Raw genomic sequence first — 16,481 nt, 5'->3', positions numbered from 1 at the left:
GTGAAAAAATTTTGCCGCATGATATCACATTTTGTTTCTGTTTCTTTCATTTTTATTACATTTTGAATCACCTGCACAATGTCTGTACAGGTGATTCGACTAACTATCCGTTTGAAACTACTCGGTTGGCTGAACTAACGTCGCTGGATCAACGTAAGCCTCTGTACCCCATAGTGGAACAGTTGAAAGGCTGTGTTTGAAGCTGCCTTCTGTTTCTTTAGTGGTGTAAGACAAGTAAAGCAGTGATTGATTCTCTGCATCATAGATACGGCGAACCTTCATTGTCTTGAAGAAGATACTTTTCGATTTCTTGAATACCACTTCACCTGACTTGCTTTTATCGATCGTAGCAATCATTTCTGGTGTGATTTCACCAGTTTGACGACAAGAGATAGAGCTATCGCTTGGATCAGAAAGGCTAAGGTTCGCTTCGATGGATGCGATATGACAAGTCACACCTGCAATCTTATCGTCATCAAGAGAAGACATTTTGATGTCCTTCATTGTGAAGAAACCCAGAGAGACGTCGCCAACCTCGTTGTCCGAACAACCAGCTAACATTGTGATGATACCTGCTGCTATTAAGGCTTTTTTCATAAGAAGTCCTTTTTATTTATATAGTTCTGTTTACTATAAGGATATTGAAAGCATGAATACGAGTGTAGAGCTTTTCGTTAAGTTCTTAAAGGATGTTGTTGGATAATGAAAAATATGAAGCATTTAAAGTACTTGTTGGCCTTGGTTATGCTCTGTATGCTCTCTGCTTGTAGCTCGGCACCTCAGCCGACCATATGTCTTCCAAATAACTGTGATATTTGGGGATACTAACCGTAGGTACTAAAAGAATGAATAACGAAATACCTGAAATTGCACATAATAAAAACCAATGGCTATTTAGCCAGCTCGATATTGCTTACCCCGCAAAAGAGAGCCTTCTCGGTTTAGATATCTATAAAAAACAACTTTCCCAAAAGACTTACCAACTTCTTCCGCAAGACCAAACTCCCACTCAAATTGACGAACTGCATAAAGTTGATTTCCATAAGCTGACCGTACTTTTCTCTTTAAACCAAGCAAGTGCTTATCAAGATGAAGCTGAAAGGGCGAATATCTTGGAGTTCTTAAGCCAGATTATGTTATCGGATGAGCATGAGCTTTATGTTGGTACAAAAAACGGTGATGTCGTCGCAAGCGCGGTAGTGACAGCAACGGGTGAAGAGCTATTGATATCGGATGTTGTTAACCAAGACGATCAAAACATTGTCGGCTTTGCTAAACAGTTACATGATTTTTGGGCACAAGATCAAGTTTCTACCCATAAAGTGTGGTTCGAGAACTAAAGATTCTTTGAGAAAGCGTTAATCTGAGTACAATACACCGTCTTTTAAAAAGGGTTCGGTATGTACAAGCTATTGATCTCAATCGCTGTATTGTGTGTTAGCGCTTTTTCTCCTGCGATTTATGCTAACGACTGGGATATCAAACAAATCCTAGTTTTACACTCCTACGAACCTTCCTATCAATGGACCGCGGATTTCCAAAAGGGCATCGACAGCGCGTTCGAACACTCTCAATCTGAAGTAAAGCTCTCAATCGAGTATCTAGATACCAAGCGTATCCATAGCCCTGAATACTACGAATCTCTCGCCAACTACTTACAAGCCAAATACGCTGGTTATGAATTTGATGGTGTAATTGCGACTGATGATAATGCCGCCAATTTCCTAGAATCGCTGAGCACATTGATTGACCGCTCTATACCCGTTGTTGCTGCGGGCATCAATGACATTAGTACCGACATGTATGCCGTGACCGATAGAGCAACCGTGCTTTACGAAAATGATCACATCGATATTAATATTGAACTGATTTCTCAGCTAAGACCAAACATCAAGAACCTATACTTTGTAAATGATTACAGTGTCACGTCTCAACTGATTCGAAAAGAAGTGTACAAAGTGATGGCGGACTTTCCAGAGATCAATCTGGTCGAAGTCAGTAATCAAACGCTTGAGCAAGCGAGTCAGTTTTTACAAACCATCTCATCTGATGATGCCGTGTTACTCAGTCACTACAACACTGAGTTGACTCAAGGTGTTTATCACTCTTATAAAGAAGTCGCCGAAACTTTATCAGCATCAAGTGCAGCACCTGTGTTTGCACTTTGGCAGTTTAATATCCTAGGTGATGTGCTTGGCGGTTATGTCAATCATTCACAGAGTATGGGTGAAGAGGCGGTTGATGCGTTAGATAAGTACATACCACTGAACTTCGATACTCCGCTGGTTCCGGGGGACAATATTCGCTTTGTCTTCAACTACTCAGCTTTGGCAAAATTTGGCATCAGTGAGAGTACACTTCCAGAAGAATCGGTTGTCGTTAATGAGCCTTCTTCTTTCATCCGTAAGAACTTCCAACTGTTGATGGGTTTGACCATGGTCATTGCCGGATTAAGCCTGATTATCCTGATGCAGTTTGTTACTTTGCGCCAGAAGAAAGAGTTGGCGAAGAAGAACAAGCGCATCCTCGCTCTGCAGAAGCAAACACTGAATGTTCAAAAAGACATGATTCATGTACTGGGTGAGGCGATTGAAACACGCTCAGGAGAGACAGGGAATCATGTTAAGCGCGTTGCTAAACTGTCAGCACTGTTGGCCAAACATAGTGGTTTGAGCCACCGCGAAGTCGAGATGATAGAGATCATCAGCCCAATGCATGATGTGGGTAAGATCTCGGTGCCGGAATCTATTCTCGATAAGCCTGGTAAGTTAACTGAACAAGAGTGGGAGGTGATGAAACTTCACACCACCGCAGGTTACAACTTATTGAAAAGTGGCGCTGGCGACATTACTAACCTTGCTGCAATCATCGCTAATGAACACCATGAACGTTGGGATGGCGCTGGTTATCCGAATGGCAAAGTAGGTGAGGAGATTCACCTGTTTGCGCGTATTACTGCGGTCGCGGATGTGTTTGATGCGTTATTGAGTGCACGTTGCTACAAAGAGCCATGGTCATTAGAGATGGTTGTCGACTTGTTTGAGCGAGAGTGCGGTTATCAGTTTGACCCTCAACTCACCAAGCTGCTGTTAAAACACTTACCTGAATTCGTCGCGATCCGCGATACTTACCCTGACAGTGGCACATTTGAGGCTTCAAACTTAGAGAATCTCACGACCACAAAGAGCGAACCTAAAGCCATTGAAGAGTTGGCTGTTAATTAGATTTTGAAGCTACTTAACGCATTATCTCTCTCAACCTTATTGAAATTATCCCGTGTAAATTTATATTTTTAACTGTTCATTTGCGGTTTTTGTAAACCAAGCAGTATTTGGTGCTGCGCATTCCTCACCAATTCGGTAAAAACTGTTGCTTATCTTGAACCATAAGGTGATCTACTGCATATTTCGCGAAGAGAAATAAGCAAGTCTCGGTAAAGTGTTACCTTAATCATCCCGACTACTTTCATAACCCTATAGGATAAAGCTTGGATTCAATGGGAGTGAGAGAGCTATGCGGTTAGAACAGACTAAATGTGTAATTTTCGATTGTGACGGGACACTTATCGATAGCGAGAAGCTGTGTTGCCAAGCCTTAGTGAATGTATTTACTGGCTTTGGGGCTGAGTTAAACGTGAACGACTGCTATGCACACTTTCAAGGTGGTAAGTTGGCCGACATCTTAATGGATACTCAAGAACGTTTAGGCCTGTCTATTTCGATTGATACACTCGAGCCACTATATCGCACTGAACTTGAAGCCTTGTTCCAACGCCACTTGAAACCGATGGATGGCGCGATAGAGCTGATTGAATTCCTTAAGGGTGAAGACATCGAGTTTTGTATTGCTTCTAATGCACCCAAATCTCGAGTTGAATCCTCATTAGCGATGACCGGCATGCTCGACGATTTTAAAGGCAAAGTGTTTTCGGCATTTGATGCAAACAGCTGGAAGCCAGAGCCAGACTTAATCATGTACACTGCAATGAACATGGGCTTTTTACCCAATGAGTGCATCTATGTGGATGATACTTTGAAGGGAATAGAGGCGGGCGTTCGAGCAGGCATTCAATCGTTCAGATTGCGCCCAAGCATTGATGAATCACTTGTAGATCCAGAAGCCGACTCAGCAGAGCTAACGGCTCAGGATATCTACAGTTTGGAAGAAATTTCGGTTTGGATTAATGGCAAGCACTGCTCAAGTGGTGGTATACCGAACTCTGCAGCTTTGGTGGGTTAGTGCCTAATTGAAGGCTGACTACTTTACTAAATTGTTTGGTGTGGAAACCACATGATGCGCAAGTAAACTTCTCACCGCTTTCTGAAAGCAGATATTCGTCGTGTTGGCATAAAGGGCATGTGATGTCGTCGGTGTTTGGTGCTTTTGTTTTATTCATTATGTGTCCACCTGCAGCAAGAGGGTAAGCGAAAATAAGACCCGTTTAAGTAGATTACTCCTAAGCTCGATTATTAGACAGTTTTGACACTTCTTAATCTCTCCTTTGCGACTTGCTTCATGGTAATGATAATCTCATCGTTAGTGACCATGATTTTTGTAATGTTATCAACCCATTCCAATAAAAAAGGACTCATGAGAGTCCTTATTAGTTTGGTTTCTATTCACGTTAAATGTAAGCCACATTAACGTAGGCTTTGAACGTTATCGCTTGAGCCTTAAGTTCGGTATCTAGACAAAGTTTGTGATAGCGACACTGACGCTTCCGTTAGCTTAGATACACCATTTGAAGAGTTTTGAGCTACCTCTTTAATCACATCAGATTGACTGCGAATATCGTTAAGTTCTGCTGCAATGGTATTGGCTACGTTGCTTTGCTCATCAGCCGATGTAGCAATCTGGATACTCATGTCCATCAGCGCTTGAGCAGAATCTGCAATCGAGTTTACGTCGTGACCAATGTTTGAAATCAACTGGCTACTGGTTTGCGCTTGATCAACCGTTTGTTCGGTGATCTTCGCAATATTTTGGCTCTCTTGCTGTAAGCGCTCAATCATCGCTTGGATTTCAACCGTAGCCGACTGAGTGCGACTTGCAAGCGTACGTACTTCATCCGCAACGACAGCAAACCCACGACCTTGTTCGCCTGCACGAGCCGCTTCAATCGCTGCATTCAATGCAAGTAGGTTAGTTTGTTCTGAAATAGCGTTGATCGTCGTGATGACTTCGTTAATTTGGCTCGTGTTTACATTCAAGCTAGTCACTGAAGATGAGGTTTGCTCAATCAAAGAAGAAAGGGTAGTGATCTCTGAAATTGCTTGTTGAACCTTCGCATGGCTATCGTTAATTTGTTGAGCATCTTGCTCTGTCTGTTCTGTTGAACGTGCAGAGATGTTAGAGACTTCATTGGCTGACGCTGTCATCTGATCCATTGCTGTCGCTACAGAGTCGAGAGACGCGTTCTGGCTCATGATTTGTGTTTCGCTGCGCTTCATCTCTGTTTCGAAAGAAGCCGATGTTTCACTTAGCGTCGCTGCGCTGTAGTTGACGTTGTTGACTAACTCACTGAGCGTGTCCATTGAACGGTCGAGAGCACAACCAATTGTGCCAAACTCATCGCGACCAGGGTGGAAGCCAAGGCGTGACGTTAAATCACCGTCGCCAATCTTTTGAGTCGTGGAGTAAAGAACCCATAGTGCGCCGCCTAAGAAAGTTGCGACCCAGTAACAGAAGAGCCCAAAAGGCACACACCATAAAAAGCTAAGGAGTAAAGTGTACAGTGCTTGCTGTTTTTGATTCTTTATATCGTTAGTTGTAACGGTAAGTGAGTAGTAGTTGCCATCCTGGGCCATTGCCGTGGCTGTTACCGAACCATTGTTGGAAATTGTGGTTTGTTGAGGACGTGTTTGCTGGCTAACAGAGCGAACAGATACAGGGGAATCTGATGCTGATAAAATGCCTTGCAGTTGATATTCGACCTGTTGTTTCGCGCTTGCGTCAATGTGTTCCATTTTGTTGACGTAGTTGAGGCCAGCGAGGCTTGCCACAGCGGCAAAAAAGATCAAGAAAATGACACAAAACTTGTCGTTGATCGACATTTTGATAAACAGTTTGTCTATCGTTCGAAATTGTACTTCTTTCATAAAAACTCCACGGTAAATCCTTTACCGTGGACTCTAAATAACCGACCTCAATAAAAATGTGACTTCAATCGACTAATTGTGAAAATTAATGATAGCAACATATCGTTTATGAGATCTCAATCAAGTATTTTTATTCTCTATGGGTTTATTAGCCCAAAGAAGGCAGTAATCCTACTGAAATAAGAATTTGAATAGCAATGATAAAAATGCCAACGCTACCCGCTAAAAACAACGCTTTGCTGCCGCCTAACACTTGGTAATTGGCTTCTTCTGATTGCGGCTTTACAGAGAAACCGGTGTAACGAACCTTATAGACCATCACTGTTGGTAGAAGAATCGCGAGTACTGAAAGTGCAATCGCAGCATAGCCTAACGCCATAATAAAGCCTTGTGGATAGAACAGGGCAAAACCAAGTGGCGGTAAGAACGTGATAGCGGCTGTTTTTACACGTTTTGCGTTGCCGAGTTTCTTGCTCAGTGAGTCGCCCATGAATTCAAATAAGCCCAAGCTCACACCAATGAACGATGTAAGTAGTGCAAGGTCCGCGAACACACCGACGATAACGCTTAAGTTCGACTGATGAACGGTTTGCGACAATGAAACTAATAGCGCACCTAAGCTTGTATCAGACAACAATTGCTCTTGGCTAATCACACCCAAAGTAACACTTTGCCAGAAAACGTAGATAACCAAAGGCAGTGCCGAGCCAATAATCATTACCTTGCGCAAAGAACGAACATCGCCATCTAGGTATCGAACGATCGATGGGATGCTGCCGTGGAAACCAAAAGAGGTGAACACAACTGGGATCGCTGCAACAATCAGGCCTTGCTGTAAAGGCATACTCATTAGGTACTGAGATGAAATGTTTGGTGCTAGAAAGCTGAGTACCAGCAGCATTGCGATTAGCTTTAAGCCAAACAAGACGCGGTTAACTTTATCAACACTGTGGGTACCAATTGTAACAACGCCGGCTACCAATAGCGTAAATATAAGCGTGGTGATTTGACCATTGAGTTCGATACCCGCGATATCCGAAATTCGTTGGTTAAATTGCGCACCGCCACCTGCTATGTATGCCGCACACAGAGCGTAGAAAAGAAACATTACCGCGAAGCTCGCAATCCACTTTCCTTTTGTCCCTAAAATGGTGTGAGCTAACGTGTGTAGGGTAGCATCAGATTCTGCGAACTGGTGAAGCTCTACCATTAATAGAGCCGTAAAAGCCATTAACGCCCACAAACCCAGCATCAAGACAAGTGAAGTTGAAAAGCCAATACCTGCAGAAGCAAGTGGAAGAGCGAGCATGCCAGCACCAATGGTTGTGCCTGCAATGATCAAAGTACTACCAAAAACCTTTGATTTATTCATTGTATATAATTCTTTACATTAAGGTGTGTTTTCATTGTTATTCCTCTAGCTTAAGTGCATAAACCCAAAGAATATCTCGATTTTGAAGTATTCTGATTGAGTTTAATTCCAAATGCAACGCTTAATGTAATTAAAAATATCCACTGTAAATTTATATTTACACCGAATGGTGCGGATAGCATTAAAATAACCAAAGCAAACGTTTGACCATGATCGGCTTCAAAATTTGTAGAGTAATTTGTTGTACTTGGTGTAAGGTGGCAGTACATATGTCGTTCGCGTATACCCCTTTAACGTAAACAAGCGTTAATGATCGCGAGTAGCTTCAAGCTATAAATATGGAATGGGTAGAGTAGAGTGCGTTCATCAAAGTGACATAATATAAGTCCAAGATGGTGCACTAGTTAACAGGACATCATGTCCACACCAAGGAATAGAGGGGGCACAATGAGTGACCAATCTTATAATGACGAAAGTCTTGAGTTGTTAGATGCTATGGAAATTGGCATTGACTTGTCTGACTATGAACAGACAGTTAAACAATTAGCAGAAGAACTGTTCAAATCTTCTAACTAGGGTTTTCCTTAGTTAAGATTTTAGAGTTCAATGTTCTCAAAATAGACAATTCTTAGACTGAGCAAATCTCATTCGCTCACACGTCATACCAAAACTATCCTCATTAAAGTTCGCGAAGATAAACGAGTACGTTTACCATGTTACTTAGTTCTCGACACTTTAATGAGGTTCAATGAACTTTCTCGCACACCTTCACATCGCACAGCACTGTAACAGCAACTTAGCAGGTAACCTGTTAGGTGACTTCGTTAAAGGCGACCCAAATAAATTCTATTCAGACTCACTTTCTGATGGCATTAGACTTCATCGATTTGTCGATAGCTATACTGACCGACATGATGTGTCTCGTTCTGCAAAATCTCTCTTTTCAGACCAAACAAAACGCTTTGCGCCTATTGCACTCGATGTATTTTGGGATCATTGCTTGGCTAATCATTGGGCTCAGTTCTCGACACAATCACTTGAGCATTTTTGCTGTGACAGCCATCAGCAGATCTTTGAGCACCAAGAGCCACATTGGCCTGAGCACTTCATTACTGTTCACCAGAAAATGGCTGAGCAGAGGTGGTTAGAGAGCTATCAAGAGATGTCATCCATAGAAATGGTATTGCAACGAATGGCTTTGAGACGGCCAAAGCTAGGGATGCTTAAATCTTGCTATGAAGACCTCGAACGTCTCTATGATACGTTGCAGTGTCACTTTAATGAGTTGTATCCGAGTGTTTTAGAAGAAGCAAACCAATTTAATGCACTTCAATTGAAGAAAAATCAAAAGGAAAGGTAAACAGCGTAATGCAGGTTTGCTACAATCCGCGCCTATTTAATCTTTGAGCATCATACTATGTCTGAAACTACTAAATCTTTTAACCAACTAGGATTGTCTGAGCACCTTCTTGCTACGCTATCAGAGCTTAACTTTACGGCTCCAACCAGTGTTCAAGAACAAGCGATTCCATTGGTATTAGAAGGCAAAGATGTACTGGCGGGTGCTCAAACAGGTACCGGTAAAACGGCTGCGTTTGGTTTACCGATTATCCAAAGATTAATCGAAACTAAAGACAACGTAATTCCAAACCCTAAGTTAGTTCGTGCATTGGTATTAGTACCAACACGTGAACTGGCACAGCAGGTATTTGATAACCTCACGAGCTACGCGAAGGGCACTGACATTAAAGTGGTTGTAGCGTACGGCGGTGTTAGCATGAAGGTTCAAACCGACAAATTACGTGGTGGTGCAGATATCTTAGTCGCGACACCTGGCCGCTTGATTGACCACATGTTCACTAAGAACATCATGTTAAGCCAAACGGAAGTATTGGTACTGGACGAAGCTGACCGCATGTTGGATATGGGCTTTATGCCAGACATCAAGCGCATTCTTTCGCGTATGAATGAAGTTCGCCAAACCTTGTTCTTCTCAGCAACGTTCGATACCAAAATTAAAGCGATTGCGTACCGCATGATGAAATCGCCAAGTGAAATTCAAGTGACGCCGAAAAACAGCACGGCTGACACTGTGACTCAGATGGTTTATCCGGTTGATAAATCGCGTAAGAGTGAACTTCTGGCTTACTTGATCGGTTCAAAGAACTGGCAACAAGTGCTGGTATTCACTAAAACTAAGCAGGGTACCGATGCGCTAGTAAAAGAGCTTAAACTAGATGGCATTAAAGCGGCATCAATCAATGGCGATAAGAGCCAAGGTGCGCGCCAAAAAGCACTGGATGATTTCAAGTCAGGCAAAGTGCGAGCGTTGATCGCAACGGACGTTGCAGCGCGTGGTATCGATATTCAGCAGTTGGAACAAGTTGTGAACTACGATATGCCATTTAAAGCGGAAGACTACGTTCACCGTATTGGTCGTACAGGTCGTGCCGGTAACAGCGGTTTGGCAATTTCATTGATGAGCCAAGACGAAGCTTACCTATTGGGTGACATTGAGCGACTACTGGATACGCGCCTGCCTCAAGAGTGGTTAGACGGCTTTGAACCAAGCCTTGAAAAAGATCTTGCACCTGATCGCAGTGGCCGCAGCAAGAGTCGTTCGTCAGAAAAACGTAAGATGAAAGCGAAACTTAAGATCCACCAAAATCGTGGCAAAGCTCGTCGTTAATCAGCCAGATTAAAGATCTACAATATATAAGATACTAAAAAGCGCCGTTACAGTTGATTCTGTAACGGCGCTTTTTTATATCAAGTAAATTAATTTATGGGCAGGGCAAACAAAAGCATCGGATTAATGATGTTCTTGATTGCACTTCCACACACAAGGTACTTCGTAAATCAGCTCTTCTAGTGCAGTTGGATTAAGTACCCACTCATCCTCGATTCGAAACTTACTAACCATTTGTGAGTTGAAGAGTTGCCAATGCTTGAGTAGGGATTCTTCAGGTGAAGTTTTCATGTCACCTTCGTTCCATGTGCTTTCCATGAACGGGGTTAAACAGACCGCAGCGTTAGCGTAAATGATCATTTGCCATTTAACTTCGTAAATATTGATCAGATTGTCTGGATTAACGTCGTTATATTGTTTTGCTAGTTCATTAATTTCTTTCTCAACATCACCAACGTTGTCGATAAAATAATCAACCAAGTTGTCTTCTTGTCGAACAGAATCTGAAATTAGCTGCATTGGTCTGCGTGAATGAATCATGTTGGTGAAAAGACGCATACTAAATAAATAGATAGAGATGTTCGGTGCAATACCTTTTGGCAACTCTTCAACAATCTTACCGATGTAAGACTGAAAATAGTCATGTAAACAATCACTTATTGCATGCCATATCTTTTCTTTACTACCAAAGTGGTGGCGGATTAGGCTATGGGATACCCCAGCTTTTTCACTGATGTTTCGCAGTGATACACGGTCATAGCCACAGTCACAAAACATATCCGCTGCAACCGCCATAATTTGAAATCGAGTTTCTTCAGCGTCTTTCGCGCTTCTTCTACCTTGTTTCTTTTCAGTCATCTTCATTTCACACATTTACCTGATTACCACATTCTACACTGTTTTTACTGAAATAAAAAATACTGCACAGGTGGAAAGTAAAGCTTGTGGAATCTAAAATTTTCAATATACTGCCCACCTGTGTAATAAATCATAATAATTAAATGGAGAAGCATCATGCAATCCAAGTTGTCTATTCAAGCCAAGACGAGTAAGCAGATAGGCGTGGCGTTTGCCGCACTATTACTCGCAGGCTCTTTGACCGGATGTAATAAGGTTCAGTCAGAAGAAACCGTTCGAGTTGTTAAGCCAGTAAAGCTGTTTGAGATCCCTCAACAGACAGATATTGAGCTTGATAGTTTTATCGCAAAAGTGGATGCGACCGACCGTGCTGCGCTTTCTTTCAATGTGGGTGGAGATATTGAAACTTTCTCTGTTCGCATGGGACAAGAAGTGAAGAAAGGGCAAGTACTCGCCGTGTTAGATGCGACGGATTACCGTATTGCAGTTGATGCAGCACAAGCAAAATTTGATCTGGCGAACAGCCAATATAAGCAAGCGTCTGAATTGTACTCAAAGAAGCTTGTGAGCACGGATTACTACGACCAAGCCGTAAACACCTTTACTGCCGCTGAAGTTGAGTTGGACCAAGCAAAAACAAACCTTGGTTACACCACATTAGTTGCTCCATTCGATGGCGTGGTATCGATGGTGTTTGGTAAGCAATATCAATTGATCGCAGAAAAGCAGCCGGTACTTAACATTTTGAATCACAGCGAAATGGATGTGACTTTCTCTATTCCGGTATCAAAGCTTGAAGACCGTTCAATTCAAGATCTAACAAGCTCAAACATGTGGGTTGTGATGGATAGCCACCGCGGCATTCGTATCCCAACGCGCTTTAAAGAGATTTCAACTCAGCCAGATGAAGATACCAACAGCTATCAAGCGGTTGTGTCTATCGAAAAGCCTGAAGACATCAATCTGCTTTCTGGCATGACAGCGCAAGTGGAAGTTCAGAAAAACAAATCCGACTACGGTATCGGGATTGTTGATTCAGCTTGGTTAAGCAAAGAAGCAGACCACGGTGAACTGTGGCGCTACAACCCAGAGTCACAATTGATTTCTAAAGTACAAGTCACCCTTGATGAACAAGGCAAGGTGATTGATGGCCTTTCTTCTGGCGACCTAATCGTAGAAGCAGGTGTAGATGTGTTATCAGATGGACAGCAAGTAAAAGCTTGGTTACGTGAGGGCGGTATTTAATGAACCTTTCCAAATTATCAGTTGTGGTTGCATCTGCGTTATTACTTCAAGCTTGTAATAACGAAACAGACCACCGTGAACAGCCTTCACTTTTGGTTTCAACCTTTGAAGTTGGCGCACCACTTACTGATCAATTCAGAAGTTTTAACGGACAGGTGATGCCTGCAGAACTGACACCGTTGGCATTTAAGCTTGCTGGTGAAATTCAGCAAGTATTGGTTGAAGCGGGTGACAAGGTCGAAAAAGGTCAGCTACTGGCGACCCTAGACAACGCGACATACAAACAAGATCTAACAGACGCTCAATCTCAGTTTGAATTGGCGAGCAAGCAATTGTCTCGTGGTACTGAGATGTTTGGTAGCAAGATGTTGTCGCAATCGGAACACGACCAACTAACCGCTAACTACAAATTGGCATCGGCTAATTTGGCTGCAGCACAACGCAAGCTGAGCTACACAGAGTTGCTAGTACCATTTTCAGGCACGGTTTCAACGGTTGATAAGCAGCGCTTTGAAAACACGACACCGGGCGAAACGCTTCTTAGCTTGTATCAGAACGATAAGGTCTACGTACGAATCCAAGTGTCCGATTCGATCTTAGCGTCGATCAGCCCTGACATGCGTTCAAGTAGCTACCGTCCTGAAGCGACCTTTGGTGGTCACTCTGGAGAATATCCGCTTACGTACCTAGAGCACACCAGTGAACTGCACCCACAATCACGTACATACGAGTTTTGGATGCAGATGCAACAACCTGAAAGTGAAATTCTGCCGGGTACGAGCGTTACAGTAAATGTCGACATGGCAAAAGCAGGCCTAAGTGATGTTCAAGGCTACCAGTTGCCGATGACGACACTACAAGCAGGCGCTGAAACGAACCAATTTTACGTGTGGAAAATGGAAGACGGCCAAGCATTTAAAAGCGAAGTGGAAGTCGACAAGATCAGCGGCCAAGGCGCACTTATCGCTCATGGTGTTGAGCAAGGTGAGCTACTCGTAAATTCGAATCTAAGAAAACTCCGTGACGGAATCCAATTGTCAGGAAAAGCAGAATGAACATCGCAGAATATTCAATAAAGAACAAAGTAATCAGCTGGCTGTTTCTAGTCATTTTAGCCATTGGCGGTGTGACGTCTTTTGGTAATCTATCCCGTTTAGAAGATCCAGCTTTTACCATTAAAGATGCAATGATTATTTCAACTTACCCTGGCGCTACGTCTATGGAAGTTGAAGAAGAACTGACTTACCCGCTTGAAAAAGAGATAAGGCAGCTCCCTTATATCGATAAGATCACATCGACCTCATCGAATGGTATGTCTCAAATTATGGTCAGCATGAAGATGGACTACGGTCCGGACGAGCTGCCACAAATCTGGGATGAAATGCGCCGTAAGATCAACGATCTACAGCCAAAACTACCAAGTGGTGTGAATTCCGTTCAGATCATTGATGATTTCGGTGATGTATTCGGTGTGATGATCATGCTGACCGGTGATGGCTACGACTACGTTGAGCTAAAACAGTACGCAGATTACCTAACACGTGAAATCGAACTGGTCGACGGTGTCGGCAAAGTAAGCATTGCAGGTGACCAACAAGAACAACTGTTTGTTGAGATGTCACTGGAACGCTTAGCCGCATTGAACCTAGACATGTCGACGGTTACGTCACTGTTAGCACAACAGAACAGTGTGGTATCGGCAGGCGAGGTTATGCTGAATGGTCAAAGCCTAACGATCAAGCCAAACGGCACATTAAGCACAGTTGAAGAACTAGAAAACCTGATCATTCACGGTCGCGATACGGGTAACCTGATTCGCTTGAAAGATGTCGCTGAAGTGACTCGCGGTATTCAAGAAAAGCCAGGCAATGTATTAACGTACAACGGTAAACCAGCAATCAACTTAGGTATTGCGTTCTCTTCTGGCGTAAACGTGGTTGAGATTGGTCAAGCACTGGATGCGGAACTTGATCGCCTAGAAAGTATTAAACCAGCGGGTGTTGAGCTGAACTACTTCTACAATCAAGCGCAAGAAGTAGACAAATCTGTGGCTGACTTCTTAATCAGCCTAGTTGAAGCGGTAGCCATCGTTATCATTGTACTGTTGTTCGCAATGGGCTTACGCAGTGGTTTGATCATCGGTTTGGTTCTTCTATTGACGGTGTTCGGTACCTTCATCCTGATGGACTACAACGATGTCGAACTGCACCGTATCTCACTGGGTGCGCTGATTATCGCGCTGGGTATGCTGGTGGATAATGCGATTGTTGTCGTTGAAGGTATTCTGGTTGGCTTGAAGAAAGGTAAGACCAAACTTCAAGCAGCAAAAGACATTGTGACACAAACACAATGGCCACTATTGGGCGCAACCATTATCGCTATCACAGCCTTTGCGCCGATTGGTTTGTCGAAAGACGCGACAGGCGAGTTCATGGGTTCACTGTTCTGGGTACTGTGTTTCTCATTGTTCTTAAGCTGGGTTACGGCACTCACACTGACTCCGTTCCTTGCAGAAATGATGCTGAAAGAAGAAGACAAGGTTGATGCGAACGAAGACCCATACAAAGGCATTCTGTTTGTTGTATTCGGCGCGTCTCTGAAATTCGCATTGCGCTTCAGATGGTTAACGGTAGTGAGCATGATTGCTTTGCTAGCTGCTTCGATTGTTGGTTTTGGTATGGTGAAGCAACAGTTCTTCCCGCCATCAAACACGCCAATGTTTTACGTCGACATGTGGATGCCAGAAGGTACCGATGTTCGTGAAACCATCAAGCAGACTGAAAAGGTTGAAAGCTACATTCGTCAACAAGACGACGTGGAGTTTGTAACGACAACGGTTGGGCAGGGCATGCAGCGTTTCGCTCTGACATATCAACCAGAGAAAAGTTACGAAGCGTACGCCCAGTTACAAGTAAGAACGACTGACCGTGACACTATGTTTAAGGCTCTAGCGGCGTTAGACAACGACTTAGCGAACGAATTTGAACAACCAACGTTCCAGTTCAAGTTGATTGAGTTTGGCCCGTCACCAGCTTCAAAAATTGAAGCGCGTATTATCGGTGCCGATCCACAGGTACTGCGTAACATTGCAGTTGAAGTCGAAGACATCTTACTTGCTGATCCAGGCTCTCGAAATGTTCGTCACGACTGGCGTGAACGCACTAAAGAACTTGTACCGCTGTTCAACGAATCTAAGGCTCGTCGCCTAGGCATTTCAAAAACTGATTTGTCCGAGACGCTACAGATGGCGTTTGGTGGTTACAACATCGGCCTACTGCGTGATGGTACTCATATGTTACCTATCGTGGCGCGTTTACCGGAAGAAGAGCGTTTTGATTTCGAATCGCTAAACAATGTGAAGATTTGGAGCCCATCGCTACAAACTTACATCCCGGTAGAGCAAGTGATTGATGGCGTAGAGCTTCAATGGTCTGAGCCACTGATTCAGCGTCGTGACAGAAAACGTACGCTAACGGTATTGGCTGACCACGATGTTCTTGGTGATGAAACGCCAGCGAGTTTGTTTGCTCGTGTGAAACCAAAGGTAGAAGCATTAGATTTACCAGAAGGCTACAGCATTAGCTGGGGCGGTGAGTACGAAAGCTCTAAAGATGCGCAGGAATCTCTGTTTGGCTCACTGCCAATGGGTTACTTGCTGATGTTTATCATCACTATGCTTCTGTTTAACTCGGTTCGTAAGCCGCTTGTGATTTGGTTTACGGTTCCACTCTCTATCATTGGTGTTTCAATTGGTCTGTTAGGTACTAATATGCCATTCAGCTTCACGGCGTTCCTAGGCTTATTGAGTCTAAGCGGCATGATTTTGAAGAACGGTATCGTACTGCTTGACCAGATCAACAGTGAGCTATCAACAGGTAAAGACCCATATTTGGCGGTTGTCGACAGTGCGATTAGTCGTGTACGTCCGGTATCTATGGCAGCACTAACGACTATCTTGGGTATGATTCCTTTGGTATTCGATGCATTTTTCGGCTCGATGGCGATTACCATCATGGCAGGCTTAGGCTTTGCTACAGTACTAACGCTAATAGTAGTACCAGTGATGTTCGCTATTCTATATAGAATCAAACCGTCCACTGCGGGTTATTAGGGATTGATATAAAACAGATTCTTTTAAGCCAGCCCAGTCATTTTTGACTGGGCTTTTTTATGGTTCATCGCGGATTAGCGGGAACTAAAAACAAAAAAACGGTACGCC

At 43.4% G+C, this 16,481-nt stretch carries 13 protein-coding genes; 9 read left to right on the top strand and 4 right to left on the bottom strand.

What is annotated here, in order from left to right; genetic code table 11:
* Positions 1 to 117: 117 nt before the first annotated feature.
* Complete coding sequence (locus tag ITG10_RS23165; RefSeq protein ID WP_176679732.1) at positions 118 to 597, bottom strand: CreA family protein; 480 nt, start codon at positions 595 to 597, stop codon at positions 118 to 120.
* Positions 598 to 845: 248 nt separating this feature from the next.
* Between ITG10_RS23165 and ITG10_RS23160 the strand changes: the two genes are divergently transcribed.
* From ITG10_RS23160 to ITG10_RS23150, 3 genes are all read left to right on the top strand, one after another.
* Positions 846 to 1,340, top strand: a complete 495-nt coding sequence (locus ITG10_RS23160) for a hypothetical protein (protein ID WP_017630392.1) — start codon at positions 846 to 848, stop codon at positions 1,338 to 1,340.
* Between the two features lie 60 nt (positions 1,341 to 1,400).
* The gene (locus ITG10_RS23155) at positions 1,401 to 3,224 is read left to right on the top strand and encodes an HD domain-containing phosphohydrolase (RefSeq protein ID WP_017630391.1); all 1,824 of its coding nucleotides are present in this window, start codon (positions 1,401 to 1,403) and stop codon (positions 3,222 to 3,224) included.
* A gap of 289 nt (positions 3,225 to 3,513) precedes the next feature.
* Positions 3,514 to 4,239 (top strand): HAD-IA family hydrolase, encoded by a 726-nt coding sequence (locus tag ITG10_RS23150; protein ID WP_017630390.1) that lies wholly within the window; start codon positions 3,514 to 3,516, stop codon positions 4,237 to 4,239.
* 434 nt (positions 4,240 to 4,673) lie between these two features.
* Here ITG10_RS23150 and ITG10_RS23145 read toward each other — a convergent pair whose 3' ends face one another.
* Both ITG10_RS23145 and ITG10_RS23140 read right to left on the bottom strand, forming a co-directional pair.
* Entirely contained in the window at positions 4,674 to 6,098 is a 1,425-nt protein-coding gene (locus ITG10_RS23145; protein WP_017630388.1) for a methyl-accepting chemotaxis protein, read from the bottom strand.
* 148 nt (positions 6,099 to 6,246) lie between these two features.
* Positions 6,247 to 7,470, bottom strand: coding sequence for an aromatic amino acid transport family protein (locus ITG10_RS23140; RefSeq protein WP_017630387.1), 1,224 nt, complete (start codon positions 7,468 to 7,470; stop codon positions 6,247 to 6,249).
* A gap of 447 nt (positions 7,471 to 7,917) precedes the next feature.
* Here ITG10_RS23140 and ITG10_RS26390 point away from each other — a divergent pair, with 447 nt between their 5' ends.
* The 3 genes from ITG10_RS26390 to ITG10_RS23130 all read left to right on the top strand — a co-directional run bounded on the left by ITG10_RS26390 (position 7,918) and on the right by ITG10_RS23130 (position 10,159).
* Positions 7,918 to 8,046, top strand: coding sequence for a hypothetical protein (locus ITG10_RS26390; protein WP_017059831.1), 129 nt, complete (start codon positions 7,918 to 7,920; stop codon positions 8,044 to 8,046).
* 172 nt (positions 8,047 to 8,218) lie between these two features.
* Positions 8,219 to 8,830: an ACP phosphodiesterase gene (locus ITG10_RS23135; protein ID WP_017630386.1), complete on the top strand. Its 612-nt coding sequence runs from the start codon at positions 8,219 to 8,221 to the stop codon at positions 8,828 to 8,830.
* A 57-nt stretch (positions 8,831 to 8,887) separates the two neighbouring features.
* Positions 8,888 to 10,159: a DEAD/DEAH box helicase gene (locus tag ITG10_RS23130; RefSeq protein ID WP_017630385.1), complete on the top strand. Its 1,272-nt coding sequence runs from the start codon at positions 8,888 to 8,890 to the stop codon at positions 10,157 to 10,159.
* A 123-nt stretch (positions 10,160 to 10,282) separates the two neighbouring features.
* Here the strand turns inward: ITG10_RS23130 and ITG10_RS23125 are convergent, their stop codons facing one another.
* Entirely contained in the window at positions 10,283 to 11,023 is a 741-nt protein-coding gene (locus ITG10_RS23125) for a TetR/AcrR family transcriptional regulator (RefSeq protein ID WP_017631434.1), read from the bottom strand.
* A gap of 150 nt (positions 11,024 to 11,173) precedes the next feature.
* On the opposite strand from ITG10_RS23125, the gene ITG10_RS23120 reads away from it, so the two are divergent.
* From ITG10_RS23120 to ITG10_RS23110, 3 genes are read left to right on the top strand one after another with little or no spacing between them, the layout of a single operon-like run.
* Positions 11,174 to 12,262 carry an efflux RND transporter periplasmic adaptor subunit gene (locus tag ITG10_RS23120; RefSeq protein ID WP_017631435.1) on the top strand — a complete coding sequence of 363 codons (1,089 nt, stop codon included), beginning with the start codon at positions 11,174 to 11,176 and terminating at the stop codon, positions 12,260 to 12,262.
* Positions 12,262 to 13,317 carry an efflux RND transporter periplasmic adaptor subunit gene (locus ITG10_RS23115; protein ID WP_017631436.1) on the top strand — a complete coding sequence of 352 codons (1,056 nt, stop codon included), beginning with the start codon at positions 12,262 to 12,264 and terminating at the stop codon, positions 13,315 to 13,317. The genes ITG10_RS23120 and ITG10_RS23115 overlap by 1 nt, the downstream gene beginning before the upstream one ends.
* On the top strand, positions 13,314 to 16,373 hold the full coding sequence (locus tag ITG10_RS23110) for an efflux RND transporter permease subunit (protein WP_017631437.1): 3,060 nt from the start codon (positions 13,314 to 13,316) through the stop codon (positions 16,371 to 16,373). Before ITG10_RS23115 ends, ITG10_RS23110 begins: the two co-directional genes overlap by 4 nt.
* Positions 16,374 to 16,481: the final 108 nt, after the last annotated feature.

The organism is Vibrio sp. ED004 (genome assembly GCF_023206395.1).
Lineage (GTDB): Bacteria > Pseudomonadota > Gammaproteobacteria > Enterobacterales > Vibrionaceae > Vibrio.
The sequence above is the reverse complement of the archived record's forward strand: the minus strand, read 5'-3'. Positions and strand labels throughout refer to the sequence as shown.

Bases quoted from the DNA above. Each gene is read 5' to 3' on its own strand.
- ITG10_RS23165 (WP_176679732.1), bottom strand. From the start codon at position 597: ATGAAAAAAGCCTTAATAGCAGCAGGTATCATCACAATGTTAGCTGGT.
- ITG10_RS23160 (WP_017630392.1), top strand. From the start codon at position 846: ATGAATAACGAAATACCTGAAATTGCACATAATAAAAACCAATGGCTA.
- ITG10_RS23155 (WP_017630391.1), top strand. From the start codon at position 1,401: ATGTACAAGCTATTGATCTCAATCGCTGTATTGTGTGTTAGCGCTTTT.
- ITG10_RS23150 (WP_017630390.1), top strand. From the start codon at position 3,514: ATGCGGTTAGAACAGACTAAATGTGTAATTTTCGATTGTGACGGGACA.
- ITG10_RS23145 (WP_017630388.1), bottom strand. From the start codon at position 6,098: ATGAAAGAAGTACAATTTCGAACGATAGACAAACTGTTTATCAAAATG.
- ITG10_RS23140 (WP_017630387.1), bottom strand. From the start codon at position 7,470: ATGAATAAATCAAAGGTTTTTGGTAGTACTTTGATCATTGCAGGCACA.
- ITG10_RS26390 (WP_017059831.1), top strand. From the start codon at position 7,918: ATGAGTGACCAATCTTATAATGACGAAAGTCTTGAGTTGTTAGATGCT.
- ITG10_RS23135 (WP_017630386.1), top strand. From the start codon at position 8,219: ATGAACTTTCTCGCACACCTTCACATCGCACAGCACTGTAACAGCAAC.
- ITG10_RS23130 (WP_017630385.1), top strand. From the start codon at position 8,888: ATGTCTGAAACTACTAAATCTTTTAACCAACTAGGATTGTCTGAGCAC.
- ITG10_RS23125 (WP_017631434.1), bottom strand. From the start codon at position 11,023: ATGAAGATGACTGAAAAGAAACAAGGTAGAAGAAGCGCGAAAGACGCT.
- ITG10_RS23120 (WP_017631435.1), top strand. From the start codon at position 11,174: ATGCAATCCAAGTTGTCTATTCAAGCCAAGACGAGTAAGCAGATAGGC.
- ITG10_RS23115 (WP_017631436.1), top strand. From the start codon at position 12,262: ATGAACCTTTCCAAATTATCAGTTGTGGTTGCATCTGCGTTATTACTT.
- ITG10_RS23110 (WP_017631437.1), top strand. From the start codon at position 13,314: ATGAACATCGCAGAATATTCAATAAAGAACAAAGTAATCAGCTGGCTG.